20 protein-coding genes and 1 pseudogene are annotated in these 24,486 nt (G+C 63.8%); 10 read left to right on the top strand and 11 right to left on the bottom strand.

The window, feature by feature from the left end; genetic code table 11:
• Nucleotides 1–78: 78 nt before the first annotated feature.
• From WKC72_RS33550 to WKC72_RS33525, 6 genes are all read right to left on the bottom strand, one after another.
• Nucleotides 79–1,614: an APC family permease gene (locus tag WKC72_RS33550; protein WP_370180923.1), complete on the bottom strand. Its 1,536-nt coding sequence runs from the start codon at nucleotides 1,612–1,614 to the stop codon at nucleotides 79–81.
• Nucleotides 1,615–1,692: 78 nt separating this feature from the next.
• On the bottom strand, nucleotides 1,693–2,073 hold the full coding sequence (locus WKC72_RS33545; RefSeq protein WP_370180922.1) for a cupin domain-containing protein: 381 nt from the start codon (nucleotides 2,071–2,073) through the stop codon (nucleotides 1,693–1,695).
• Complete coding sequence (locus WKC72_RS33540; protein WP_370180921.1) at nucleotides 2,070–3,494, bottom strand: NAD(P)/FAD-dependent oxidoreductase; 1,425 nt, start codon at nucleotides 3,492–3,494, stop codon at nucleotides 2,070–2,072. The genes WKC72_RS33545 and WKC72_RS33540 overlap by 4 nt, the downstream gene beginning before the upstream one ends.
• A gap of 176 nt (nucleotides 3,495–3,670) precedes the next feature.
• Nucleotides 3,671–5,110, bottom strand: a complete 1,440-nt coding sequence (locus WKC72_RS33535) for a family 43 glycosylhydrolase (RefSeq protein WP_370180920.1) — start codon at nucleotides 5,108–5,110, stop codon at nucleotides 3,671–3,673.
• A 121-nt stretch (nucleotides 5,111–5,231) separates the two neighbouring features.
• Nucleotides 5,232–5,663 (bottom strand): nitroreductase/quinone reductase family protein, encoded by a 432-nt coding sequence (locus WKC72_RS33530; protein ID WP_009478715.1) that lies wholly within the window; start codon nucleotides 5,661–5,663, stop codon nucleotides 5,232–5,234.
• Between the two features lie 340 nt (nucleotides 5,664–6,003).
• The gene (locus WKC72_RS33525; RefSeq protein ID WP_370180919.1) at nucleotides 6,004–6,939 is read right to left on the bottom strand and encodes an alcohol dehydrogenase catalytic domain-containing protein; all 936 of its coding nucleotides are present in this window, start codon (nucleotides 6,937–6,939) and stop codon (nucleotides 6,004–6,006) included.
• Between the two features lie 201 nt (nucleotides 6,940–7,140).
• On the opposite strand from WKC72_RS33525, the gene WKC72_RS33520 reads away from it, so the two are divergent.
• Nucleotides 7,141–7,677 (top strand): SDR family NAD(P)-dependent oxidoreductase, encoded by a 537-nt coding sequence (locus WKC72_RS33520; protein WP_370184609.1) that lies wholly within the window; start codon nucleotides 7,141–7,143, stop codon nucleotides 7,675–7,677.
• 12 nt (nucleotides 7,678–7,689) lie between these two features.
• Nucleotides 7,690–7,896 (top strand): hypothetical protein, encoded by a 207-nt coding sequence (locus WKC72_RS33515; RefSeq protein WP_327205267.1) that lies wholly within the window; start codon nucleotides 7,690–7,692, stop codon nucleotides 7,894–7,896.
• Nucleotides 7,897–7,947: 51 nt separating this feature from the next.
• Here WKC72_RS33515 and WKC72_RS33510 read toward each other — a convergent pair whose 3' ends face one another.
• The gene (locus tag WKC72_RS33510) at nucleotides 7,948–9,273 is read right to left on the bottom strand and encodes an MFS transporter (RefSeq protein ID WP_370180918.1); all 1,326 of its coding nucleotides are present in this window, start codon (nucleotides 9,271–9,273) and stop codon (nucleotides 7,948–7,950) included.
• Between the two features lie 285 nt (nucleotides 9,274–9,558).
• On the opposite strand from WKC72_RS33510, the gene WKC72_RS33505 reads away from it, so the two are divergent.
• Nucleotides 9,559–11,517: a flavin-containing monooxygenase gene (locus WKC72_RS33505; RefSeq protein ID WP_370180917.1), complete on the top strand. Its 1,959-nt coding sequence runs from the start codon at nucleotides 9,559–9,561 to the stop codon at nucleotides 11,515–11,517.
• Nucleotides 11,518–11,580: 63 nt separating this feature from the next.
• Here the strand turns inward: WKC72_RS33505 and WKC72_RS33500 are convergent, their stop codons facing one another.
• A complete protein-coding gene (locus WKC72_RS33500) occupies nucleotides 11,581–14,763 on the bottom strand; it encodes a carboxyl transferase domain-containing protein (RefSeq protein WP_370180916.1) in 3,183 nt (1,060 codons plus the stop codon).
• The gene (locus WKC72_RS33495; RefSeq protein ID WP_370180915.1) at nucleotides 14,760–15,341 is read right to left on the bottom strand and encodes a flavin reductase family protein; all 582 of its coding nucleotides are present in this window, start codon (nucleotides 15,339–15,341) and stop codon (nucleotides 14,760–14,762) included. The genes WKC72_RS33500 and WKC72_RS33495 overlap by 4 nt, the downstream gene beginning before the upstream one ends.
• Nucleotides 15,342–15,628: 287 nt before the next feature.
• Between WKC72_RS33495 and WKC72_RS33490 the strand changes: the two are divergent.
• From WKC72_RS33490 to WKC72_RS33470, 5 genes and pseudogenes are all read left to right on the top strand, one after another.
• Nucleotides 15,629–16,137: pseudogene (locus tag WKC72_RS33490) on the top strand (nuclear transport factor 2 family protein).
• A 128-nt stretch (nucleotides 16,138–16,265) separates the two neighbouring features.
• The gene (locus WKC72_RS33485) at nucleotides 16,266–16,748 is read left to right on the top strand and encodes a nuclear transport factor 2 family protein (protein ID WP_037243421.1); all 483 of its coding nucleotides are present in this window, start codon (nucleotides 16,266–16,268) and stop codon (nucleotides 16,746–16,748) included.
• A complete protein-coding gene (locus WKC72_RS33480) occupies nucleotides 16,745–17,608 on the top strand; it encodes an enoyl-CoA hydratase-related protein (protein ID WP_370180914.1) in 864 nt (287 codons plus the stop codon). Before WKC72_RS33485 ends, WKC72_RS33480 begins: the two co-directional genes overlap by 4 nt.
• 13 nt (nucleotides 17,609–17,621) lie before the next feature.
• Complete coding sequence (locus WKC72_RS33475; RefSeq protein WP_370180913.1) at nucleotides 17,622–18,398, top strand: enoyl-CoA hydratase-related protein; 777 nt, start codon at nucleotides 17,622–17,624, stop codon at nucleotides 18,396–18,398.
• 217 nt (nucleotides 18,399–18,615) lie between these two features.
• Nucleotides 18,616–19,392 (top strand): SDR family NAD(P)-dependent oxidoreductase, encoded by a 777-nt coding sequence (locus tag WKC72_RS33470; protein ID WP_141467463.1) that lies wholly within the window; start codon nucleotides 18,616–18,618, stop codon nucleotides 19,390–19,392.
• 60 nt (nucleotides 19,393–19,452) lie between these two features.
• On the opposite strand, the gene WKC72_RS33465 is transcribed toward WKC72_RS33470, so the two are convergent.
• Nucleotides 19,453–20,130, bottom strand: a complete 678-nt coding sequence (locus WKC72_RS33465) for a TetR/AcrR family transcriptional regulator (RefSeq protein ID WP_011597594.1) — start codon at nucleotides 20,128–20,130, stop codon at nucleotides 19,453–19,455.
• Nucleotides 20,131–20,556: 426 nt separating this feature from the next.
• Here WKC72_RS33465 and WKC72_RS33460 point away from each other — a divergent pair, with 426 nt between their 5' ends.
• Together WKC72_RS33460 and WKC72_RS33455 are read left to right on the top strand one after the other, a co-directional pair.
• Nucleotides 20,557–22,215: a class I adenylate-forming enzyme family protein gene (locus tag WKC72_RS33460; RefSeq protein WP_037244145.1), complete on the top strand. Its 1,659-nt coding sequence runs from the start codon at nucleotides 20,557–20,559 to the stop codon at nucleotides 22,213–22,215.
• A complete protein-coding gene (locus WKC72_RS33455) occupies nucleotides 22,128–22,880 on the top strand; it encodes a carboxymuconolactone decarboxylase family protein (RefSeq protein WP_370180912.1) in 753 nt (250 codons plus the stop codon). The genes WKC72_RS33460 and WKC72_RS33455 overlap by 88 nt, the downstream gene beginning before the upstream one ends.
• 63 nt (nucleotides 22,881–22,943) lie before the next feature.
• Here the strand turns inward: WKC72_RS33455 and WKC72_RS33450 are convergent, their stop codons facing one another.
• Nucleotides 22,944–24,389: a 3,4-dihydroxy-2-butanone-4-phosphate synthase gene (locus tag WKC72_RS33450; protein ID WP_037243434.1), complete on the bottom strand. Its 1,446-nt coding sequence runs from the start codon at nucleotides 24,387–24,389 to the stop codon at nucleotides 22,944–22,946.
• Between the last annotated feature and the right edge of the window lie 97 nt (nucleotides 24,390–24,486).

Below are 24,486 nucleotides of genomic sequence, written 5' to 3'. Positions count from 1 at the left end.
TCCTCCCTTGCTCGTCGTGTCGAAGACAATCGGCTCGGACATTTCGGAACTATCGCCTCTTCCTGGTGACGTGGGTACTCACGACTCGGGCACCTTCACTTCCGTGTCGGCGGTGAGGGTGCGTCCGCGGAAGAAGTTCCGGGAGCCGGTCGCGAAACACAGCAGCATCAGGGGGATTCCGACGACCAGCATTCCGACGCCGAGAACGAACACGCCCCCGAACGGGCCGAACGCGGTGAATCCGTAGTCGGGACGCAGCATGTCGACGGCGCTCTGCACGAAGGCCCACGTCATGCAGAGGGCACCGAGCAGCGGAAAGATGCCGCGCATGAACAGGTTACGTGCCGAGTCGAGGAGGGTGCGACGGAAGTACCAGACGCATGCGTAAGCGGTGATGCCGTAGTAGAAGGCGACCGCGAGTCCGAGCGACGCCACCGAATCCTGCAGGGCGTTGGCGCTGGCGAACGACAGCACCAGATAGAACAGGAGCGCCGCCGCTCCCATGACCAGGGTTCCGAAGCCGGGGGTCATGTACCGGGGGTGCACCGAGGCGAACCGGCGCGGCAACGCCTCGTAGACCGCCATCGACAGCGTTCCGCGCGCCGTCGGCAGGATGGTGGTCTGCGTCGAGGAGAGCGCGGAGATCGAGACCGTCAGCAGCAGCAACGAGGCTGCCACCGGCCCGGCGACCGGCCCGCCCAGGGTGGTCAGCACGTCGTCGACGTTCTCGGGGTTGTTCAGTCCGATCCCGGTGTCCCCGAACCCGGCGAACGACTGGACCGCGTATCCGACCAGGACGTACGTGGCGACGAGAATGACCGTGGTCAAGACCGCGGCACGGCCGGGCGTCCGCTCCGAATCCTTTGTTTCCTCACCGACTGCCAGGCAGGCATCCCACCCCCAGTAGATGAAGATGCACAGGATGATCGCCTGTGCGGCACTGGACATCGAGACGCCGGTCGGAATGATCCAGTCCAGTTGCGGGGTGACCGCCTGCGGGCCGGCGGTGCCGCCGAACACCTTCGACAGTGCGAGGACGCTGACCCCGATGAGGACGGTGAACTGCACCGCGATCAGGACATTCTGCAGTCGTTCGCTGATGAGAATGCCGCGAAAGCTGACGTAGGTCATGGCCGCGATGAAGAAGCAGCCCAGCAGCACCTTCGCGGCGAGCGACTCGGCTGCCGCGTGCAGGCCGAGAACCTCGAACAGGTAGATCGCCGCGATCTCCGCGGTGTTGGCGAGGACGATGATCGCGGAGACGGCGAGTCCCCATCCCGCCATCCAGCCGATCCACGGGCCGAACGCCTTGGTGCCCCAGGTGAACGAGGTGCCGCAGTCCGGGGTGTCCCGATTGAGTTCGCGGTAGGCGAACGCCGTGAGCAACATCGGGATGAACGCGACGAGGAACATCGACGGTGCCTTGTCGCCGACTGCCAGGACGACGTATCCCAGTGTCGCGGCGAGGCTGTAGGCGGGCGCGACCGAGGACAACCCGATCACCGTGTTGCCGATCAATCCCAGTGCGCCGCTGTTGAGGCCCTTCGCGGTGCCGAGCGGGTTCTGGGTCTTCGAGGGCTGGGTCTTCAAGGGTGGCGGTTCGGCAATGCTCATCAAGTCTCCCTCGAGGTGTGCGGCTGCGGGCAGAGGTGCCCGCGCGTGTGTGATGAAGGGGTGTAGTGGTTTTCGCGGTTACGTGGCCGTCGCGGCGATGAAGATCTTCCGCAGCGTGTCGCGCACGATCCACCGGGTCTTCTGCCCGGACCGCACGTGGACGACACTTCCGGGACCGAGTTCGAGGTCGGGGGTGTCGTCGTCGAACTGCACGGTCGCGTCGCCGCTGAGCACGACGAACACCTCGTCGATCTCGACGTCGGACGAGACGCTGGGCTCGATCTCCCACACGCCGACGGTGACACCGGCGAAGTCGCCGAGCACTCGTTCGCCGACCATCGGCACGCTGTCGCCGATCACCTGCTCGTCCGGGAGACGGTGGTAGTCGAGATCGGCGGTTCGAGCCTCGATGTGCGGTCCGGATTCCCAGGCGACGACCCCGGTCGCGGGGTCGCTCACGAGTCGAACCCCAATCCGACCGCGTCGAGGGCCTTGAGGAAGAGGTTCCGGCGACCTTCCGTGTGGTCCGCGCGATCGAGCGACCATCGGGTGGCGTTGATGCCGGCCGCCGCCAACGGTTCGGGCGGGAAGGGGAGGGGCATTGACTTCACCAAGTCCAACTCCGTCAAGGCAGTCGTCTCGCCGGACACCTTGTCGAGCATGACGTTCGCCGCGAAGCGGGAGGCGCCGACTCCGAGGCCGGTGAAGCCGGCCGCGTACGCGATCCGCCCCTTCGCCGCGGAACCGAAGAACGAGCAGAAGCGTGTCGACGTGTCGATGACACCGCCCCACCTGTGGGTGAACTCCAGGCCCTCGAGCTGGGGGAACGTCGTGAAGAAGTGGCTCGCCAGCCGTGCGTGGGACTCGGGGCGGTCTTCGAGGTCGTGGTGCATTCCCCGCCCGAAATGGTAGATCGCGTCGTACCCGCCCCACAGGATTCGGTTGTCGCGGGTGAGCCGGTAGTAGTGGAACTGATTGGACATGTCGGCGACGCCCTGGCGGGCAGACCATCCCACCTCGGCGAGCTGTGCGTCGGACAGCGGTTCGGTCATGAGCACGTAGTCGTACACCGGAACCGTGTGCAGCCGGTACCGCTTCAGCAGGGACGGAAAAGCGTTGGTTGCCAGGATCACTCGGCCGGCCGACAGGGTCGCGGACGCCGTCCGGACGCCGACCCGGGACGAGGACCGGGAGCGGACGAGAGCGAGGACCTTGCTGTGCTCGAACATCTCGACACCGTGCTCCGCACAGGCCCGGCCGAGTTCGGTGGCGAGCTTGGCCGGATGCACCAGCGCGGTGGACTCCTTGTCCCATACACCGGCCAGGTACGTGGGCGAGTTGACCTGCGCGCGCATCGCGGGCCCGTCCAACACCACGGTGGTGGCGCTCGGGGGCGTGTCGAACACGTCCTTCGCCTGGTAATCGGCGATCGCGACCGAGATCGCGCCGTTCCGTTCGAAATCGCAGTCCAACCCCAGGGTGTGGACTGTCTTCTCGATGGCGTCGAGGTTCTCGAGCCCGAGCGTCTCGAGGGTGTCGATCTCTCCCGGCCAGCGTCGACGGCCGTTCTCGCTGCCGTGGGTCAGGCTGGCTTCGACGAACCCGCCGTTACGGCCGGATGCCGCCCATCCGATGGTCTCGCCCTCCACGAGGGCGACGGACAGGTCGGGGTGGCGCTGTTTCGCGAGGAGTGCAGTCCAGAGTCCGGTGTATCCGCCGCCGACGACCACCAGGTCGTACGCGGCGTCGGCCGAGGCGGACGGGTAGGTGGGGGTGTCGGCGACGTCCTCGATCCAGAACGGTGCCAACCGGGTGCGCCGGAGCGCATGGTCGACGACCTTCGCGTTCGGTTGATTCTTCTCGAACACTGTCTGCAGCATGGAGCACCTTTGTTGGTGGAATGACCGAAAGGTGACGTGTGAGGCGCGTCACCGTGGCACCCATCCTGACCTACGCTCGCCACTATTTCAATAGCAATAGGCGAGAATCATTGCGGAATCGGTTGTCGAAGTAAGGATCGGAAACCGAATCGGTTGCCCCTTGCTGGCTGGCTTCGTCAGCGCGCGACCGTTCCGAGGTGCAGCGACACCGAGCGGACCGGGCTGATCCTGGCCTCGTCGCCGGACTTGACGGCGTGAACGGTGCCGAACTCGACGGTCTCGTCGGGGTAGGTGCCTGCGAATGCGTAGGCGTAGTAGGTGCCCGCGACTGCATCACCCGGGACCGTGTACGCGATGTTCTCCTCGAGCACCTCGCCGGGTTGCAGGTCGACGTCGATCGGCCCGAAGAAGGGGTCGCTTGTCCGGCCGTCCGGGGAGACCGCGCTGACCCATACCTGCCCCGCGTAGGGACGATCGTCGGGTGCCTCGACGAGCATGGTGGTGTCGACGGTCCCGCCGCCCGCCGGCAGCGTCGTGTCGGAATCGGCGCGCAGCGTGACTCGCACCGGCAGGTCCGTGTCGGGGTTCGCCGGCCCGGTCGACGCGGGCGAACCGTCGCCCACCTCGGGCCAGCCGTTCGCCCACACGATCCGGTCGATCATCCCCTCGCGCCGGCGGGCACCACTGGGCAGATCCCGGTTGTCGCGCGGAATGGCGTGGTACACGATCCAATCCGAGCCCGCGTCGTCGGAGACAACCGTGTTGTGGCCCGGCCCGGCCCACGGTTCGCTGCCGGCGAGGATGAGGGCGCCGCCGCCGTCGTTCAGGTCCTGGCCCTTCCGGTCGAGGTACGGCCCCGTCAGCGACTCCGACCGGCCGACGAGGACGCGGTAGGCGGTGTCGGCGCCGTTGCAGCAATTGCCGGCCGAGAGGAACAGGTAGTAGTAGCCGTCGTGGAATTCGACGTACGGGCCTTCGAAGCGCTCGTCCGCGACGCGTACGGGTTCGCCGGCCGCCGCGGTGCCGTCCGGGCTGAGCGGGATGGCGTGGACGCCCTGGAAGTTGCCGACGAACATCGTCTTCGTCGTGCCGTCGTCCCACACGAACGGGTCGATGGTGCCGCCGACGCCGACGTCGTGGGCGCAGAACACGGGGCGGCCGAGATCGGTCCACGGTCCGGTGGGCCGGTCGGCGGTGGCGAGACCGATGCACGGGTTCGACTCGTCGTAGAGGGAGTAGTACAGGCTGTACTTGCCGTCGGATTCGAGCGCGTTGGGCGCCCACGCGAGCTTGCCGTCCGGATGCCACGCGGGCCGGTCGGGGAAGACGTCGCCGAGGTACATCCAGTCCATGAGATCTGCGGACTTGAAGATCGACATGTTGTGCATGCCCTGGCCGTCGCCCCAGTCGTCGGCGGTCGTGTACATGTAGAACATGCCGTCGGACGCGCGGACGACGCTCGGGTCGGCGGCCACCGGTTGCACGATCGCTTCGGCTGTCGCCGACGGGGCAGGCGCGACCATGAGGACGAGAAGCGTCAGAGTCGTCACGATCCACCCGCGTCGCGGACGGTGTCGGGTGCCGGACTTGCGCAGCGCAGCATCGTCAGTGTCCACGTCACTCCCAACCTCGCCCGCCCGGAAGTCGCAATCTATAAGGGTGAGGTCGAGGTTAAGGGAGGAACCGGCTCACAGCGCCGGACTGCAACCGAACCGTGTTCTGCCGACGCGACCGGCGTCAGGTCGTGGGGTCGAGCAGAACCAGAGGGATCTCGCGGTCCGTCTTCTTCTGGTAGCCGGCGTAACCCTTGTAGGCGGCGGTCACCTTCGGCCACAGACGGGCCCGCTCCTCGGGCGTTGCCACGTGGGCGCGCATGGACTGCGCGGGGTTTCCCTGCAGCGACAGTTGGACCACCGGGTTGGCCTGCAGGTTCAGGAACCACGCGGGGTTGCGGTCGTCGCCACCACGTGACGCCACCACGACGAGGGTGTCTCCTTCCCGCACCGGCACGGTCAGCATGACGCTGTGCACCTTCCCGGTCTTGCGGCCGACGGTGGTCAACTCCACCGCCGGCATCTTCCCGAAACTCCGCCCGACCCGCCCACCGGTAATGCGCAGGAGCGCGCGGTGGGCGGCGTTCATGAACTTGAGTCCGCGGTCCGAAGGCATGCAATCGAGCCTAACGGTTGATTCCTCGAAGGGTGTCGCTACAGGACGGGCACACGGAGGGGTTTCCAAGATCAAAATGTCACAATTAAACGGGAAACCGTCCTGACCGAACCGCCCCGGGCAGTCTGACTACAACACGCGTCGGGGCCGCACGAGGGTTGCTGTGCAGGTCCGTTCAGGCTCTGGCGCGGATCTCACGAAGTCAACAGTGCCGGATCACCGCAGGTAGGGTCACAATGCGCTGGTGTCCCACTCAGTGGGCCCCTTTCGGGGGTCAGTCGGGCGGGGCGGCAGTAGCATCGGACAACCATCGCCTATCGGCGGCAAGCGGAGGTCGGGTCTAGAGTACGGCGATGAGGCGTCCGTCAGGTGCGCCCTGCTCGAGTCGGTGCAGGCCTTCGGGAATCTCGCCGAAGGAGATCTGCTCGGTCTTCGGCTGCACTGCCCCTGTGGCTATCAGCGCGAGTATTGCGCTCGCTTCGGCTTTGGTGCCGTTCGATGCGCCGACGATATGTACTTCTTTCATAGTGATGCTGGGGATCGAAACGGATGTGGCTGCGACGCCCAACCCAACCTCGACGATGCGGCCGCCATGCCGAATGGCTCCGATTGCGGAGTCGAGAGTTCCGTCCGCGCCCGCGAAGTCGATGATCACGTCGAGATCCTCGGATTCGAAGACACGGATGTCCTTCGAGCACGACTCGACACCCAGATGGCGTGCGAGTGGCCACCGTGCCTCATTGACGTCGGCGACGAACACGGAAGCTCCTGCGGCCTTGGCGATCTGGACACCGAAGTAGCCGAGGCCGCCGAATCCGACTATACCGACCTTCATTCCGGATTCGATCTGCCCAGCTGTCTGCACTGCCCTGTACGCGGTGCGACCCGAACAAGTCGCCGACGCCGCGTCGAGAAACGACAACCCATCGGGTAACGCTACGGGGAGGTGGGACGGAACCCTGACCTTCTCGGCGTAGCCGCCGTCCATCGCGGTCCCGGGGCCGTCCGTGGTTGCAGGTATCCCGACACGGTCACCGAGGACGAACTCGGAGACGTTCGATCCGATAGCAGAGACGGTGCCGACTATCTCATGGCCGAGTGTGATGGGGACGTGTCCGAGTAGGTGCGTGATAGTTCCGTTCATGAACCCGATGTCGGAGTGGCACAGGCCGACCGCTCCGGTGTCGATGACGATGTCTTCGGGGCCGGGCACCAGTTCGCCGACTTCTTCGTGTCGCAGTTTTTCGTTGACCGCGGTAAATCGCCATGCCTTCATTGCTTCGATCCTTTGCGCTATGCCGTCGATGGCGGCTTGTGGTATGTCGAAAAGTGTTGTTGCAGTTAACCACAGCTGTGCGACTGTCATCAACGAAGTGGGCGAGTCGGACCGTGATCCGCCTCGGGCAGCATTCGTTATCACGCTAGCCGGGAGCCGAATTCAATCTGAAAGAAGTCAGCATGCAACGAAGGAAAACGCATCCTGGTCACCGGTGGCGCCCAAGGTATCGGTGCCGCCATCGTAAAGGCATACGCCATGGAGGGTGCGACCGTGCGTTCGTACGACCTGAACGAGGAGGGCGGCAGAGTCGTAGCGAAGGACGCGGGCGACGCCGGGCCCGGAGTGGTCGAGTTCTCGCGTCTCGATATCACCGACGGTGATGCTACCGAGTCGTTGTTCCGCAGTGCTGCAAGAGAACTTGGTGGAATCGATGTCCTGGTGAACATCGCTGGTCTGCAGCGCTCCGCGATCGCCGAGGGGATCACCGATGACTTGTTCGAGAGCATCTACCGTATGAATGTGCTGGGAACGATTCATACCAACCAATCCGCGTACCGGATCATGCAGTCGGCAGGCACGGGGGCGATCATCAACTTCGGGTCGATGTCCGGATTTACCGGGGAATTGGCCAACGCAAACTACGGCTCGTCCAAGGGTGCCGTGCATACGTGGACCAGGACTGTCGCCCGTGAATGGGGTCCATCCGAAATACGCGTCAATGCTGTTCTGCCCTAGGTAAACACACCGATGTTCGACAAATACACCAACTCGCTGGGGCCAGAGGAGCTTGCCGCCTATCAGGAACAGCTCCGCAAGGACATTCCGCTCGGTGGAACGTTGGGAAACGCCGAACGCGATCTGGCTCCGGTGCTCGTATTCCTGGCGAGCGACGCGTCGCACTTCAACACCGGTCGGCTGCTTCCGGTCGACGGAGGATGTGCAGCCGTACGGTAGCGGGAAAGCTCTGTGCCCCCTGGTCCAGCGGACCAGGGGGCGCGACCTCCGTCAGAGGTCGAGTTCCTCGCGGTGTTGCGAGCGTTGCGCGCCACGAATCGTCAATAGCGCAACAACACTGATTGCTGCACATCCGAGCGTGTAGTAGGCCGCCGACAGCGGATCACCTGTGGTGGATGCAAGCCAAGTGATGATGTACGGCGCCGTGCCGCCGAAGATCGCCACCGACAACGCGTAGGTCACGGATACGCCGGTAGCACGGTTGCGGGTACGGAAACGTTCGGACAGGAATGCCGGCATCGGGCCGCCGACGACGCCGATGAGCAGACCGGCGATCACGAGTGCCACCAGTCCGCCACCGAAGCCGAGATTCAGCATGAAATAGAGGGGATAGGAAAGGACCACCACCGCAACCGATCCGAACATCAGCATCGGCCGGCGTCCCACGCGGTCGGACAGTGCACCGAACACCGGCATCGACAGCCCGGCGATGAGTCCGGTGACGAGTGCAAGGAAATAGGACCGCTCGAAGGTCATGTCGTAGCTGGTCGACAGGAAAGTCGGCATTCCGACCATGAAGGTGTTGCCGACTGCGTTGTACACGACCACGACGCCCATGGTTGCCGCGAGAAACGTCAGTGGTCGTCGCTCGATGGGTTCCCCGACGGCAGGTTTGCCTGAGTCGACATTGACCTGGATCTGCTTGAAGTGCGGCGTCTCGTCGACATTGAGCCGTAGGTAGAGGACGATGAGGCCCATGGGAGCCGCAATGAGGAACCCGACCCGCCAGCCATAGGAGGCCATGGCGTCGTCGGAGAGAAGGACTGCCAGAAGTGTCGCGACACCGCCGCCGAGCACGAAGCCCAAGGTGGTTCCGACGAACGACCAGGACCCGTAGAGCCCGCGTTTGCCGGAGGGAGCGGACTCGACCATCAGGGACACCGCTCCGCCCATCTCGCCACCCGCGGACAATCCCTGGGCGATGCGGCACAGCGTCAGCAGCAGGGGCGCGAGGATTCCGATCGAGGGGTGCGTAGGCAGAAGGCCGATGCACGTCGTGGCAATGGTCATCAGCACAATGATCAGCGCGAGTACGGGCTTACGTCCCAATCTGTCCGTCATCCGCCCGAAGATCACTGCCCCGACAGGGCGCAGGAAGAATGCGAGGGCGAAGAGCAGGAACGTCGAGAGTATCGACGCAGTCGGGTTGTCCGACGGGAAGAACAAGGGCGCGATGATGGGCGCCATGTAGGCGTAGATCGCGAATTCGTACCACTCGATGAGATTGCCGAGCGAACCTGCGACAAGTGCCTTTCGCGACTTCTGGACGTCGAGCACCACCTCGGTGCGCGGCGTGGAGTGGACTGTGTTCGGCATGGTGATGTCCATTCGGGTGAGTGTCGCCAGAGGCCTGTGCCCCGGGTCCGACGTATGTATGTGACGACTGACACACGGAAATCAACACGAATGTTGCCCGCCTGGGCTGACGTTGTCAACGTTTGTGTAGATGGGCGCATCTTTTGCAACGCGGGCGTTGACAACTCTCCGCGACGGCTGCCACCATGAGTCGAAGGCTTTTCAACGTCCATGTTGAAAGTTCGTGATCTCGGCGAGGAGCGACTCACAGCTCCGGACGCCGCACTCGACGCGAGAGGTGCTCAGATGAAGGCAGCGCAGCAGGTCCAGGAGGCAGGCGCAGCAACCGACGATCGAATCAATCCCGATCGGCTCACCGAATCCGAGATTCGAACCGCGGTTGCACGGGCAAATGTGCCCTCGCTGCTCATGGTCGTGTTCCAGACGACGGGTGACGAGAAGTGGCTGGCAGCGCCATACCGGCCGACGAGAGGCAAAGGTCTCGGCGACCACGACTCGGGCGGTCTCGACGATCCGGTTCAGGATGAGATCAGGGAGGCCGCGGTCAAGGCCATCCTCGACTTGCAGAACGGCGCTCTTCCTGCGGTGGAGACTCCCTCTCCGGAACTGACGGTGCGGATGATCAGTGTCTGCACGGGCGAAGAAGTCGGGGAGGAGTACGGACCCATGCTATCTCTCGAGCTCGCTCGCCGTGCCGCGCCCGATGCTCCGAGCCTCGCACTGGAGCCTGTCGATGCACCGGAAGGATACTCGGTGGTCGTCATCGGTACAGGCGTTGCGGGAATAGCTGCGGCGCAGCAGCTCGAGGACATGGGCATCGACTATGTCATTCTGGAGAAGCAGCCGGAGGCCGGCGGAAACTGGTGGCAGAATACGTATCCCGGCGCGGGTGTCGATACCCCCAGCCACCTGTACTCGTTCTCATTCGCGAAGAACGACTGGACGACACACTTTGAACTCCGCAACGAACTGCAGGCCTACTTCGGAGCCGTGCTGAAGGACCTCGGTGCCGGTGAGCGTGTTCGTTATGGAACCGAGGTGCGGTCGACGCGATATGACGAAGCCGCCGCGCAGTGGTCAGTCGACGTGATCAATCCCGACGGCTCGTCGTCGACGCTGAGGGCCGATGTGGTGATCAGTGCGGTGGGAGTATTGAATCGCCCGAAGACGCCGAACGTCCCTGGGATGGACAGCTTCACCGGAACGAGTTTCCATTCGGCTGCGTGGCCCGACGATCTCGATCTGGATGGCAAGCGTGTTGCTATCGTGGGCACGGGTGCCAGCTCCATGCAGATCGCACCGGCCATCGCGGACCGCGTCGCCCATCTCAGTATCTACCAGCGCTCGCCGCAATGGGTCGCGCCGTTCGAGAAGTTCCGCGCCCCGATACCCATGGAACTACGCCGCCTCATGCAAACTTGCCCGATCTACCACAGCTGGTACTGGATTCGCTTGTTCTGGCAGTTCGGCGACAAGGTGATCGAGTCGCTGCGCGTCGACCCGGAATGGGAGCATCCCGAACGCTCGGTGAACGCCCGCAACGATGCCCATCGAGAGTACTTCACGCGGTACATCACGGCGCAGGTCGGAGATCGAACGGATCTGCTCGACAAGGTGATGCCCGACTACCCGCCGTTCGGTAAGCGGATCCTGCTCGACAACGGCTGGTACTCGACTCTGCGCAAGGACAACGTCGACCTCGTCGACAGGTCCGTCACCGCCGTCCGCCCCGAGGGCCTGGTCGACGATCAGGGCGCTGAGAACGACGTGGACGTGATCGTGTGGGCCACCGGATTCGAAGCAGCACGATTCGTGAGTTCCATGGACGTCGTGGGAACGGACGGCCGAACGCTCCGCGAGGTCTGGAACGACGACGACCCCAAGGCCTACCTCGGTGTGTCGGTTCCAGGGTTCCCCAACTTCTTCATGCTTGGTGGTCCCAACTCGTTCCCGGGTAGCGGCAGCTTCATGTTCTTCATGGAGGTGCAGATGCGCTACATCCGTGGGCTACTGACCGAGATGTTCAAAAAGGGAATCAAGGCGATCGATGCGCGCCCCGAGGCGAACGACGAGTACAACGAGCTGGTGGACTCGACTCATGCGCGCACGGTCTGGACGCATCGTGGAATGTCGACGTACTACCGGAACTCGCACGGACGGGTGGTGTTCGTGATGCCGTTCCTCAACGTCGAGTACTGGCAGATGACGCGGCGCCCTGATCTGGAGAACTACACTGCGCGATAGCGCACCGCGAATTCTGCCCCGGAACCGAATCGGTTCCGGGGCAGGTTCGTTCGAGAATGACCGTTACCACGCGTCGATGCGCCTGCGAACCTGAGTCGGGCGGTCGGGACGCGGAGCGGCGAGGACATCGACGATCCGTGAGCGAGTCGAGGCGGGATCGATGACGTCGTCGATCTCGAACACGGACGCCGCATTGACGGCCTTGCCCTGCGCCACGTAGTCCTCGAGGTGCTGTTGGTAGACGCGCTCCCGTTCCTCGGCGTCCTCGATCGCAGCCAGCTCACGACGATTGCCGAGACTGACGGCCCCCTCCGGGCCCATGGCACCGAGTTCGGCCGACGGCCATGCCACGATGGTGTCCGGGACGCGGAAGCTTCCGCCTGCCATGGCCTGGCCGCCCAGTCCGAATGCCTTGCGGACGATCACCGTACAGAACGGAACGGTAAGAGCAGGCGCTGTGACGAAAAGCCGGCTCACGTGACGTACCGAGGCGGTGCGTTCGGCGTCGGGTCCGACCAGGAAACCGGCTGTGTCACAGAGCGAGAGAACAGCGAGGCCGTACGCCTCGCACAGTTGCAGGAACCTGGTCATCTTGTCGGCTTCGGCGCTGCCGATCGTGCCGCCTGCACGGCTGCCGTCGTTGGCAACGAGCCCAATGGGATGTCCCTCGATCCGGACCAGCGCAGTGATCAAGCCGGCGGCGAATCCTCGTCGGAGTTCGAGAACGGATCCCTCGTCTGCAATGGTGTCGATCAAGGTGTGGATGTCGAACGGCCGACTGCGTCGTTCGGGGACGATGTGGCGCAAGATTCGCTGGTCCGCGGCGGTCCACTCGATCTTCGGGCCGGCGAAGTATCCGAGATATCGCCGTGCGACCTCGACTGCCTCCGATTCGTTGGCCACGACGATGTCGATGACCCCGTTGGCCTCCTGGACGGACACCGGCCCGATGTCGTCCGCGGCGAACACTCCGAGGCCGCCCCCTTCGATCATGGCGGGCCCGCCGAGGCCGATCGACGAATCACGAGTCGCGACGATGACATCGCACGATCCCAGCAGCGCAGCATTTCCGGCGAAACAGCGACCGGACGCGATCCCCACAGTCGGAACCGAACCGTTGAGCCGTCCGAGTGCGACGAATGTCCCGAGATCCATCCTCGTCGCCCGAGACATGTCGTCGGTGTCCCCGGGGCGGCCCCCGCCACCTTCGGCGAACAGAACTACCGGCGTTCCTCTGCGGCCTGCCAGCTCGAACATTCGCTCGGCCTTCTTGTGGCTCTGAAGGCCCTGGGTTCCGGCGAGCACCGTGTAGTCGTACGCGAGCACTGCCACCGGCCGTCCGGCGACCCTTCCGAAGCCCGTGACCAGGCCGTCTGCCGGAGTTTCGGATTCGAGTTCGTCCAGAGGCCTCCGTCGTCGCTGCGCAGCCACGACCAGAGATCCGTGCTCGTGAAAGCTCCCTTCGTCGACGAGATGGTCGACGTTTTCGCGCGCGGTGCGTTTGCCGCGCTCGTGCCGACGTTCGATCGCCGCCGGACGCGACTCGTCCAGTGTTCGGCGCTGCCGTGCTTCGATCTCGGCAAGGTCCGTGCGCTCGGCCGTGACGTTCACGCCGATGGGGTCTGTCGATGCGGCGTCCTGACTCACATCGAGCCTCAGGGTCACGAGCAACTGGCCGGCCGTCACGGTGTCGCCGACCGCAATCCACACGTCGGCGACGCGCCCTGCCGCTGTCGCGCTGACGTCGGTCTCCATCTTCATGGCTTCGAGCGTGATCAGCGCGTCGCCCTTTCGCACGACCTGTCCCGGCACAGCGGCCGTCGCGACGACGGTGCCCGGCGACGGGGCCCGCAGATCGAGTTGTGTCACCGGCTCCGTCGGTGCATCCGGTATCGAGAGTGTTGCCAGATGATCGTCGATCGTTCGTGTCGTCACCGTGCCGGACCGAAACTGGTGACTGCCCAGCAGCCACGCCGACGTCGTGACGTCGGTATCCATGTCGTCCAGGGTCAGATCCGAGAGTGCATGGATCAGTTCTGCTGCGGCTGAGTCGAAGTGGCCGTCGTCCCGGTGCACGATGACCTTTGCCAGCAGTGGGTCGTATCCGGTTCCCACTCGCATTCCTACGTGTGCGTGAGAGTCGACGCGGATCGAAGAACCGGACGGAAACCGAACGTCGGTGAGTACGTCGGAGCCATCGGGTCTCGGGCTGCCGGTGACCCGCGCCTCGATCGCGACACCGTTCGGTTCGCCGAGCATTGCCGGTGAGAGTTGCACGTCCTCGAGCGTGCGTCCCTGTGCGACGTCGAGTTGCAGACCGACCAGGTCGAGGCCGGTGATCGCCTCGGTGATTCCGTGTTCCACCTGGAGGCGTGGATTGGCCTCGATGAAGTACCACCGATCGAGATGGTCGGACTCCACGAGGAACTCGAATGTGGCAAGTCCCCTCAGCCCGACTGAGGACGCCAACGTCAGTGCTGCGGAGTGGAGTTCCTTGCGAGTGGAATCGGGAAGGTTCTGCGCGGGTGCGATCTCCACGACTTTCTGGTGGCGGCGTTGCGCCGTGCAGTCGCGGTCGAAGAGATGCATCGGTGTGCTCACGCCATCGCCCACGACCTGGACTTCGATGTGCCGTGCGCGCGGTAGGTAGGCCTCGACGTAGACATCGGACAGGCCGAAACTGCGTTCCGCCTCGGAACGGCATCTGTCGATGGCACGATCGAGTTCGGTGAGATCCTCTACTATTCGCATACCACGACCCCCGCCGCCTGCGGTGGCCTTCACGATTACCGCGCCGGCAGGAAGTGACTGCGCGAACTGACGTGCGTCGGTTTTCGATGTGGGACCTGCGGTGGCAGCGAGTACGGGCACTCCGCAGCCGGTCGCGAGTTCACGTGTGGCGGACTTGTCCCCGAGAGTTCTCAGCGTGTGAGCGTCGGGTCCGACGAAGGTCAGCCCCGCCTCGGCGCAGGCCTCGGCCAACTCGGCGCTCTCGCTGAGGAATCCGTATCCGGGGTGGACCGTCGATGCCCCCGACGCCAGTGCCGCGTCGCGAATGGCCGTGACATCCAGATACGCGGCGGGGCCCGTGTCTCGAAGCGGACGTGCGTGGTCGGCAGCAGCGACGTGCGGGGCATCGTGCTCGTCCTCGCTGTACACCGCAATCGTCTTGATTCCGCGTGCTGTGGCGGTGCGGATGATTCGAAGCGCTACTTCACCGCGATTGGCGATCAGAATGGACGTCATACCGCTTGCCGGTCGGCGGCGAACCCGCCGTAACCGCCCTGGAAGAAGATCAGCGGCGACTCGGGTGTGTCGAGTTCGAGGTGTCGCACGCGGCCGACGACGATGTGGTGATCGCCGGCGTCGTGCACGGCATCGATCTCGCAATCGATCCACGCCAGCGCACCCTCGATGCGAGGCATACCGGAGGGGGTGGGGGCCCACTCGACGTCCGCGAACTTGTCGGTTCCCCTTCGGGCGAGGCTGCGGCAGATCTGTTGTTGCTCGGAGCCGAGCACGTTGGCGCAGAAGCGTCCGGCCGTGCGGATCTTGGGAAAGGTGGACGACGACTTGTCGGGCAGGAACGCGACCAGTGGCGGATCGAGCGACACCGAGGTGAAGGACCCGACGGCCATGCCTGCCGGGTTGTTCTCGGCGTCCATGGTGGTCACAGCTACGACTCCGGTGGGGAAGTGGCCGAGAACGTTTCTGAAGCGCATGGGGTCTATCGTGTGAAAGTCGTCGACGATCACGCCGTCGGGGACAGCGGTGCGCGAGTCGGATTCGTGTGTCTCGACCTTGCCCTCCATTGTGGAGCCCATGGTAATTCCTTTCGTCCGTGAAGCCGGGTCGGGCGTCGAGGCCACCCGACACCTCATCCGGAGACTGATTGCAGCCTCCTCCGGAGCCGGAAATCTGTCAACTATGTCGTTGATGCAATCTACGATGGCGTAGATTCAGTAGTTGTGGCCGCGGGGTCGAAGGTTGACATCTGTGGCGCAGGGCACAATGATCGGGACAGCGATCTACGCTGACGTTGATCAGGAGATGCGGGGTTCGACCCTTCGGTCGAGTCGCTGGATTTCCTTCACCGCGCAAAGGAGTGCACATGTCCGACATCGAGAGCAGGGTGTGTCGGCTGGAGGACAGGGCGGAGTCGGAAGACCTTGCGGTCCGCTACTTCCTTGCTTCGGATTTCGACGATTTCGACGCCATTGCCGATGCCTTCGCGGAGAACGGGACGTTCTCGGCTGGGGGTTTCCCGGCGCGACTACCGGCAGTGGGATCGCGGACATGGTCCGCCGAGCGCGTGCCGCGTTCGGAACCACCCTTCACACCCCGCACTACGTCCTGATCGATTTCGTGGACGACGATCACGCGACAGGGTTGGTGGGCGCGCACCTCGAAATCGCAACTGGAGAAACGACGGTGTTCGGCGCCGTGCGTTACGAAGAGGAGTACGTCCGCGAAGGTGGACGCTGGAAATTTGCCTCTCGCAACATGCGTACCGTGCATCTCGGTCCGTGGGGCGAAGTGGCTACGTCGCTCACCTCGCAGTTTCCTGTTCGGTGGCCGGGTGCCGAACCTGCGTCCTCCGACTACGCGGTGCGCGTCTGACGGAATGCGCCCGTCGCCGACGGGTGCACTCTGTCCTCGGAATCTACATCAATGTTGATTTCCCGTCTCGTGGCCGAGGCGGGTGATCGAACCCGTACATCAACAATTCACGCCCCAAGGAGATCGATATGACTGCAACCCATGAGGTGTCCACCAGAGAGCTCACCGAGCTCGTGGAGACCGGCAAGATCGAGCGCGTCCTGTTCGAGTACGCCTACAACCTCGACATGAACCGTCCCGACGATCTCGTCGAATTGTTCACCGAGGACTGCTACGTCGCCTACGGTCCCGACTTCGGCGCCGAGGGTCGCGCCGCCTATCGCGAGACACTCGACGGCATCGGTACGTTTTTCACGGCAACCAGTCACCACGTGTCCAACGTCGTCGTCGACTTCTCCGATGATCTGACGTCGGCCAAGGTCCGCTCGGTTCTGTATGCATGGCATCGCTACACCAAGGAAGGTAAGGCCGACGGGTACTTCTTCGGCCAGTATCACGACGATTTCGTGCGGGACGACGAGCACGGTTGGCGTTTCTCGCGCCGCGAGTTGCGTGCATCCGGTGTCGTGGACTTCCATGTCAAGAAGCAGATCCCGATCGGGCGGTCATGACGGCGATCGCGGACACAGTTGCAGGCACCTGCTACGCGAATCTACGTATCGAGCACCGGGGACCGATCAGCTGGATAGTGCTGAACCGGCCGGACAAGGCCAACTCGCTCTCGAACGAAATGCTGGACGAGTTCAGTGCGGCGTTGGCCGCTCTGGCGACCGACGGCGGACCGATCATCGGAATCCGTGGAGCAGGCAAGGGATTCTCGGCAGGCTACGACATCGGTCAGGTCGGAAAGGTCGTCGCCCAGCCGGATCCGGTTGCAGACCGAGAGCGGCTGGCTCGCAACGTCAACCGATTTCTCGCGATCTGGGATCACCCGAAACCAGTGATTGCCGCAGTACACGGATACTGCATCGCGGGCGCCACCCAGATGTGTGTCTTCGCCGACGTGACCCTCGTGGCACGCGACGCGAAAATCGGTGAGCCGGCGATCCCGCTCGGCGGTGGCTACATCGCGCCGTTGTGGGCGCCCCTCGTCGGCCCGAAACGGGCCAAGGAACTCGCGTTCATCCCGGGCAACTCGATCGACGGCGCGACGGCGGTCGAGTGGGGCTGGGCCAATCACGCGGTGGCCGAGGAAGATCTGATCGCCGAGACCGAGGCGCTTGCCGCTCGGATGGCACGCACGCCGTCGGACATCCTCCGGATCAAGAAGCTGTCCATCAACAAGACGATGGAAGCAATGGGCGTGCGTACCGCCGCCCAAGGCGGGGCGGAAATGGACGCCCTGCTCCATCTGTCGCCGTCGGTGGCCGAGGTGCGCAAGTTCGTTGCCGAGGTGGGACTGAAGGCGGCGATTGCTGCCTACCGCGAACCCGTGGCGTTACCCGATCATGCGGTCGCAGAACAACTATGAGAGAGGACCTACCGTGAGCAGCGGAATCTTGTTCGAGTTCGACAACCATATCGCGCGGGTGACACTCGACCGCCCCAAGGCGTTGAACTCCATCGATCCCGAGATGGACGCGGCACTGTTCGAAGCCTGGACCGAGATCAACTCGAATCCGGACATCTGGGTGGCCGTGCTCGGTGCGGCAGGGGAGAAGGCGTTCTGCGCCGGTGCGAACGTGAGCGGCGGGACCGAAGGCGACGGCCGCAGGACGGCGCTCGGCGGCGGCCTCACCGGCGTCGGCGGCCCCATGCTGACCCTCCGCAAGCCTTTGATCGCGGCGGTGCAGGGATACGCAATCGGTGGTGGATTCGAACTGGCGATGTGTGCCGACATCATTGTCGCAGCGGACACCGCTCAGTTTGGCATTCCCGAGACCAAGGTCGGCATCATCGGCGAGGCCGGCATCATGCATCGCGCGATACGGCAGCTGCCTCATCACATCGCGATGGCCTTGATCCTCACCGGTGATCGCATCGACGCACAGCAGGCGGAGCGCTACGGACTGGTCAACGAGATCGTGCCGTACGAGAAGCTGACCGAGACGGCGTCGTCGTGGGCGGAGCGAATCGCGTCAGCGTCACCGCTCGCCGTTCAAGCCGCGAAGGATGCCGTGCTGTCGCGGGCGGGATGGCCGCTGGATGTTGCGTTGGCAACCCGGTACGAGCCCATCGAGGCGTACGCGTACAGCGCGGACCGTATCGAGGGACGTGCAGCGTTCGCCGAGAAGCGTGCTGCGCAATGGAGCGGTCGCTGACACTGCTTCTCGTCTGGTCGCTGGGTGCGGGGTACTGGGCTCGGCGTACGCGCCGCGGTTAGAGCGCACGGCACCTGCGGCCCGCGCCGCGGCTAGAGCGCACGGCACCTGCGCCCCGCGCCGGTCGACGGATGGCCGCGTGATTCCCCGGCGAGCACCGAGAGTGGAATCCACCCGTGGTCGCCGACAAACCTGAGATCAAAAGGAGTATTTGGCTATGCAGCTGGACGGAAAGAAGATCATTGTCACGGGCGGATCCATGGGTATCGGTGAGTCGGTCGTCCGGGCCTACACATCGGAGGGCGCTGACGTTGCCTCGCTGGATCTCGCTGACGACCTGGGCGTTGCGGTAGCACAAGAAGCGAGCCGATGCGGACCTGGCAAAGCCACCTTTCATTCGTGCGACGTGCGTGATCCCGACCAGGTAGAGAAAGTCTTCGAGACCGCTGCTGACCAGATGGGAGGCCTTGACGTAGTCGTAAACGTGGCCGGTGTTCACAAGCACTGCGATCCCGCTGGAATCTCCACTGAAATCTACAGATTCATTTTCGACGTCAATGTGCTGGGGACAATCAATACCAACGGTGCCGCACATCGCCTGATGAAATCAAACGGTGTCGGGAACATCATCAACTTCGGTTCCGAGTCGGGACTGACGGGTGAGATCAACAATGCTCTGTACGCCGCGTCGAAGGGTGCGGTGCATACATGGAGCCGGAACGTCGCCCGTCAATGGGGGCCGGATGGGATTCGAGTAAATTACGTACTCCCGTACATGTGGACCAAGATGTACGACGAGTTTCGCGCCGCCTTGTCTCCCGAAGAGCTGAAAGCGCACGACGACCAAACCGCTGCAGACATACCTCTCGGTGGGGCTTTCGGTCGAGCCGACCGGGACTTGGCGCCAGTTATGGTCTTCCTCGCCAGCGATGCTTCACACTTCATCACTGGACAAATGTTCCCTGTCGACGGAGGGCTGATCTCCGGACGGTAAACGTGCGGTGACAGGGCGCTGTGTGCTGGGTCCGACCTCGCGTCGCGGCCCAGCACACAGTCAGTTCTGCGTCCGCGCGCCGTCGAAGAACAGAGTGCAGAAGGCTTCGGTGGTCTGCTTGGCGTCCACGCTGCGCATTCCCGGCTTGAGCCACCGATGCGTCCAGTTGACCATGCCGAACAGTGCCTTGGACATCAACTGCACCGACACGTCGCTGCGTAGAGTTCCGTCGTCGACTCCCTGCTGCAGCACGTCGAGGACAATGGTTTCGAAGCGTTTGGTCTTTCGTGCCATGTCCTTGCCCCAGGACGTGGTGTCCAGCTGTAGCTGCGCCATGTCTTCCTGGATGTAGAGGTAGACGAAGGGGTAGTTCTTCTCGTACGAGTTCATCTGTTGCTCGACGAGGCGGCGAAGCTTCTCGGGTGCGTCGTCGTCGCCGGCGAGGATCTCCTCTGCGACGGCGATGTTCTGATCCAGAACATCGACGAGAACGTCGTGGAAAAGAGCCTGGAACAGTTCCTTCTTGCTCGCGAAGTAGTAATAGATCGACGCTCGGTCGGTCCCGAACCGCTCGGCGATATCGTTGAGGGTCGCTCCCTCGAAGCCCTTCTCCTTGAAGACATCGGCTGCTGTCCGCAACAGTTCCTGGCGCTTGGCCTGGTAGTTGGGGCTGCTGTCGTTCTGAGCGCTGCGACGGCGTCGGCTCATGCCGCTGTTGGCTGCGGTCGAAGTTGGCATTGTCGGATGATACCTCCGGATTGAGGGCATTGATCAACGTTGACGTCGATCGACCTCGGCGTCGATCGAGGTCGAGGTGGGGACGGGTAAGGCCCCGGGAAGTCGTTGTTTGTCGACAACTTCCCCGAGGCCCTGTTATCGGTGGGTTCAGCCCACTGCGACGGTTTCGTGTGTTCCTTCGAGGCGAAATGCCCGCATCGACGTATTCCCAACGTAGGGTGATCCGGATCACATTGTCAACTGCAACGTTGACGCTGAAGTGGATGTAATCAACACTTATGTAAATCAACTTCAGCGTTGACAGTGTGACGTGAGTCGCTTAGCGTCTACGTCGACACGTTCCCCTGGTGCGCGCGGATCAAGCGCCGCTGATCAAGACAACTTCGGTGGCGCATCCGCTGCCGACGATCGATGATTGAGGACGAGATGACTGACATCGGCGACTGGTGCAACGTAACCCCACTCGGCGACCTGCTGGTGCGCGGTGCGCACCTGTGCCCTGACCGCGACTTGATCGTATTTCCCGAGGCGCGGTTCACGTATGCCGAGGTGCTCGACGGTGCGGTCGCGGTCGCGCGAGGTCTGTTGGCCATGGGCGTCGGGTCCGGTGATCACGTCGCGCTCCTGGCGCCGAACGGTATCGAGTTCGTCGAGGGGCTCTTCGGATCGGCCTTGATCGGGGCGGTAGTCGTACCGCTCAACGCGCGGCACAAAGCGAAGGAGCTCGGCTACATCATCGAGAACGCGGACATCACCGCGTTGCTGACGGTGTCCGGTCCCGACGACTACGTGGACTTCGTGCAGGTGCTACACGAAGCGCTGCCCTCCTTGGCCGCGGCGGGCTCAGGTGATCTCGATCTTCCCGAAGCACCGCGGCTGCGTCGAGCCGTATTGCTGAAAGGAACCGAACGGCCCGGTTTCACGTCCAGGGCGGCCCTGGATGCGGCAGCAGAGACCGTCGACGCGACTCTCGTGCATCGTCATCGCCGCCGGGTGCGGACGAGGGACATCGCCGCGATCCTGTACACGTCGGGGACCACCGCCAACCCCCGTGGATGCCTGCTCACCCACGAATCGATGACGCGTGGCCCGGTGGAGCGCGCGACCGGCCGCCTCTCGGCAGGAGAGCGCCACATCAGCTGGGCCGGCGGACCACTGTTCCACATCGCTGCGCTGGCCCCCCTCATCGGCGCAATCGGTGCCGGGGGAACGTTCCTGACCGACACGTTCTTCGAACCTGGCCGCGCCATCGAGCTGATCAGGGCCGAACGGCCCACCTGCGTCTGGCCCTGGTTCCCCGCACCGATGCAGATGATGATGGCGCACCCGAACTTCGACGCAGCGGAGTTCGACTCGATTCGGTACCTGTTCCTGATCGGTCCCCGCGTCCTCATCGAAGAGGTTCAGAATCTGTTCCCGGCCGCCGAGCTCATGGCCGCATGCGGAATGACGGAAACGACCGGCATCTATGCCCTCAGCGAGCCGGACGAGTCGTTCGAGGATCGAAGCGGTGCGCAAGGAAAGGCCGTACCCGGCATCGAGATTCGAGTCGTCGATCCGTTCAGTGGTGCCGAGCAGCCGGCCGGGGTTCCCGGTGAGATCTTGATTCGCGGTTACTGCGTGACCGAGGGGTACTACAAGGATCCCGCAAAGACCGCCGAGACGATCGATTCCGACGGCTGGTTGCGGACCGGCGACCTCTACAGCCGTACCGAGTCGGGGTGCCTGGTGTTCCACGGACGGCTCAAGGACATGCTCAAGGTCGGTGGTGAGAACGTCGCGGCCATCGAAGTCGAGTCCTTCCTTTGTGAGCATCCTGCTGTGTTGACGGCCGCCGTCATCGGCCGCCCGGACGACCGGCTCGACGAAGTGCCGGTGGCATTCGTCGAGGTCCGAGAAGGACATCAGCTGACAGAAGCGGAACTGATCGAATTCTGTGACGGCAAGATCGGCCGGTACAAGGTCCCGCGCGCAGTGTACTTCGTCGAGCCCGGCGAGTGGCCGATGTCGGCGACGAAGATCAACAAGCGCGGACTCAAAGCGCAACTGGCGACGCTGGCCAGCTCGCTGAGTGCAGCCGGATGACCTCCATGACAGTCGAGTTCGACATCGGGGATCTTCGTGTGTTGGCCGAAGGGATTTTGAAAGACGTGGACGAGGGCCCAGCCCTCGATGAGCAGACGCGTGTGCTCACCCACATCGCGGTGTGTTCAGCGGCCACGGCGATGGATGTGGCGGGTACCGGCCGCTATATCGAGGAGGCGCTCGATCTGGGTCTCGACGCCACGCAGATCCAGGAGGCGTTGACGGTGGTCTCGGGTCTCGGTGTGCACACGCTGTTCGAGGCGTCCAGGCAGTTGTCGAGTGCCGTTCTGCGCAGACGCGGTGGCGAGGCCGAACCGCTCGATGCGTCGCAGCAGGACTTGTGGGACCGTCACATCGGTACCGATCCGTACTGGCAGCGGATGGAGGACGAGCTTCCGGGGTTCTTCGATGCACTGCTGCGGATGTCACCAGAAACGTTCGTCGCGTTCTTCGACTACTGCGCAGTGCCGTGGAACGGTCGGGCATTGCGGTCCGTGACCAAGGAATTGATCTCTCTCGCTGCCGATTCCAGTCCCACCCACCGATACAAGCCCGGGTTCCTGTTACACCTGAAGAACGCCCTCGACCTCGGGGCAGGTGCCCGCAGCATCCGCGAAGTTCTCGATATCGCGGCAGCTGCACCTGAGCACCACGGTGTCGGCTGACTTTTCTCTTTGCACAGGATCGGCCCCGATACGAACTTTCGTATCGGGGCCGATCCGTATTGTTCAGCCGGCGATCAGCGATCGTGTCCGTACCACGTCTGCGGCGAGGGCGGCGACCAGTTCCTCCTTCGACGCAAAGGTCACCTGTCCGCGCATCCACTGGTGGAGGCTCACCTCGAGAGTTGCGTCGTAAAGATCACCATCGAAGTCAAGCAAGTGTGCCTCGAGCAGTCGAACTCCGGACCTGCCGTAGAACGTCGGGCGCCGGCCTATCGATATCGCAGCGATCGCGGTCGAGCCGTCGGGGAGTGTGCACCGGCCTGCCCACACACCGTCGGCGACCGAATTCGAATCTTCTAGCTCCAGATTCGCAGTTCGGAAGCCAAGCTCTCGTCCGCGTTGGTCGCCGTGAACGACCGTGCCGACGATGGAAGGATTCTCGAATCCGAACGGCGCCGGAGCGTTACCGCGGGCGTGCGACGCAGAGCCTTCGGCGCTGATGCTCAATCCGATGTGCCACATCATCGTCCGCGACTCGGGTGGAAAATTGTTCAGCGAGGGTGAGTGGTAGCCGCACTCGCGCACCACCTCGGCGAGGTCGCCGTGCGTGTCGGCCGAGATGTAGTTGTTCGGGGCGTATCTCGCCACCACCACGGCTCCGTAGCCGTGTTCGGCCACCTGCGCCAGTGCCACGCCGATCGGGCCGTCCTGACAGAGATGCGGTGCGGGATCGCTCTCTTGCTGGAAGCAGACGAGCGGGGTTGTGCCGGCGACGGCCGGTCCGATGGAGTAGGTGAGATATTCCGAGCCCGTGACGTCACTGCGGTAGCCGACGCAGCGAACCGGGCCGTGGGCGCTGTCACGCTCGAAGGTGAACTGCGTCAGCATGTGCGGTTCGGCCATTCGCCGGTACGTCGCGACGTCATCGATGGACAGGTGTCCGAGTTCGTGTGCACGAGCAAATGTTTCGGCTTCAGCGGAGTCGGCGATAGCTGTCGGATCGAGCTCGGAGACGAGGGCGCTGTAGGCGCAGGTCCGATGCAAACCTGCGACGGACATGAGATCCACGGCAGCTTCCGCTGGTCCGCGGAACTCGAGCACTCCGCCGGGTACGGACCGTGCCGGAAGCACGTGCCCGGGCCGGGTGAACGCGTCGGGGGTGCTCGCCGAGTCGGCGAGTAGGCGCAGTGTGTCCGCCCTGTCGGACGCCGAAATTCCGGTGCCGGGTCCGATTGCATCGATGCTGACCGTGAACTCCGTTCCGGCATGATCTCTGTCCGCGCCGACCATGTTCGAAAGCCCGAGGCGGTCGCAGTCCGCGCCGACCATGGCGGCGCAGACCAGCCCCGAACCGTGGCGAACAAGAAATGCGATCGATTCCACGGTTGCCTTCTCGGCCGGGATCAGGATGTGGGCGTCGCTGGTGGGGGAGTTGCCGGTCAGCACGACTGGACGTCCGGCGCTCATGTCCGAGAGCGCTCGTTGCACGCGGGTTGTTGGACCATCCATTGTGGGGAACCTCGCTTCGATATGGACGACTGACGTCTGCACTGTGACGAGCGTCGCAAACTGTGCTCACCGTGTCAACATCAACGTAGACATTGAA

This window comes from Rhodococcus wratislaviensis (genome assembly GCF_041228765.1).
In the GTDB taxonomy this organism is placed as follows: domain Bacteria; phylum Actinomycetota; class Actinomycetes; order Mycobacteriales; family Mycobacteriaceae; genus Rhodococcus_F; species Rhodococcus_F wratislaviensis.
Note: the sequence above shows the minus strand (reverse complement) of the source record. Positions and strands in the feature narration are given on the sequence as shown.

What these genes read in the sequence shown, in the direction of transcription:
- WKC72_RS33550 (WP_370180923.1), bottom strand. Translation starts at nt 1,614, where the DNA reads ATGAGCATTGCCGAACCGCCACCCTTGAAGACCCAGCCCTCGAAGACC.
- WKC72_RS33540 (WP_370180921.1), bottom strand. Translation starts at nt 3,494, where the DNA reads ATGCTGCAGACAGTGTTCGAGAAGAATCAACCGAACGCGAAGGTCGTC.
- WKC72_RS33530 (WP_009478715.1), bottom strand. Translation starts at nt 5,663, where the DNA reads ATGCCTTCGGACCGCGGACTCAAGTTCATGAACGCCGCCCACCGCGCG.
- WKC72_RS33525 (WP_370180919.1), bottom strand. Translation starts at nt 6,939, where the DNA reads ATGAAGGCATGGCGATTTACCGCGGTCAACGAAAAACTGCGACACGAA.
- WKC72_RS33515 (WP_327205267.1), top strand. Translation starts at nt 7,690, where the DNA reads ATGTTCGACAAATACACCAACTCGCTGGGGCCAGAGGAGCTTGCCGCC.
- WKC72_RS33510 (WP_370180918.1), bottom strand. Translation starts at nt 9,273, where the DNA reads ATGCCGAACACAGTCCACTCCACGCCGCGCACCGAGGTGGTGCTCGAC.
- WKC72_RS33505 (WP_370180917.1), top strand. Translation starts at nt 9,559, where the DNA reads ATGAAGGCAGCGCAGCAGGTCCAGGAGGCAGGCGCAGCAACCGACGAT.
- WKC72_RS33500 (WP_370180916.1), bottom strand. Translation starts at nt 14,763, where the DNA reads ATGACGTCCATTCTGATCGCCAATCGCGGTGAAGTAGCGCTTCGAATC.
- WKC72_RS33495 (WP_370180915.1), bottom strand. Translation starts at nt 15,341, where the DNA reads ATGGGCTCCACAATGGAGGGCAAGGTCGAGACACACGAATCCGACTCG.
- WKC72_RS33485 (WP_037243421.1), top strand. Translation starts at nt 16,266, where the DNA reads ATGACTGCAACCCATGAGGTGTCCACCAGAGAGCTCACCGAGCTCGTG.
- WKC72_RS33480 (WP_370180914.1), top strand. Translation starts at nt 16,745, where the DNA reads ATGACGGCGATCGCGGACACAGTTGCAGGCACCTGCTACGCGAATCTA.
- WKC72_RS33470 (WP_141467463.1), top strand. Translation starts at nt 18,616, where the DNA reads ATGCAGCTGGACGGAAAGAAGATCATTGTCACGGGCGGATCCATGGGT.
- WKC72_RS33465 (WP_011597594.1), bottom strand. Translation starts at nt 20,130, where the DNA reads ATGCCAACTTCGACCGCAGCCAACAGCGGCATGAGCCGACGCCGTCGC.
- WKC72_RS33460 (WP_037244145.1), top strand. Translation starts at nt 20,557, where the DNA reads ATGACTGACATCGGCGACTGGTGCAACGTAACCCCACTCGGCGACCTG.
- WKC72_RS33450 (WP_037243434.1), bottom strand. Translation starts at nt 24,389, where the DNA reads ATGGATGGTCCAACAACCCGCGTGCAACGAGCGCTCTCGGACATGAGC.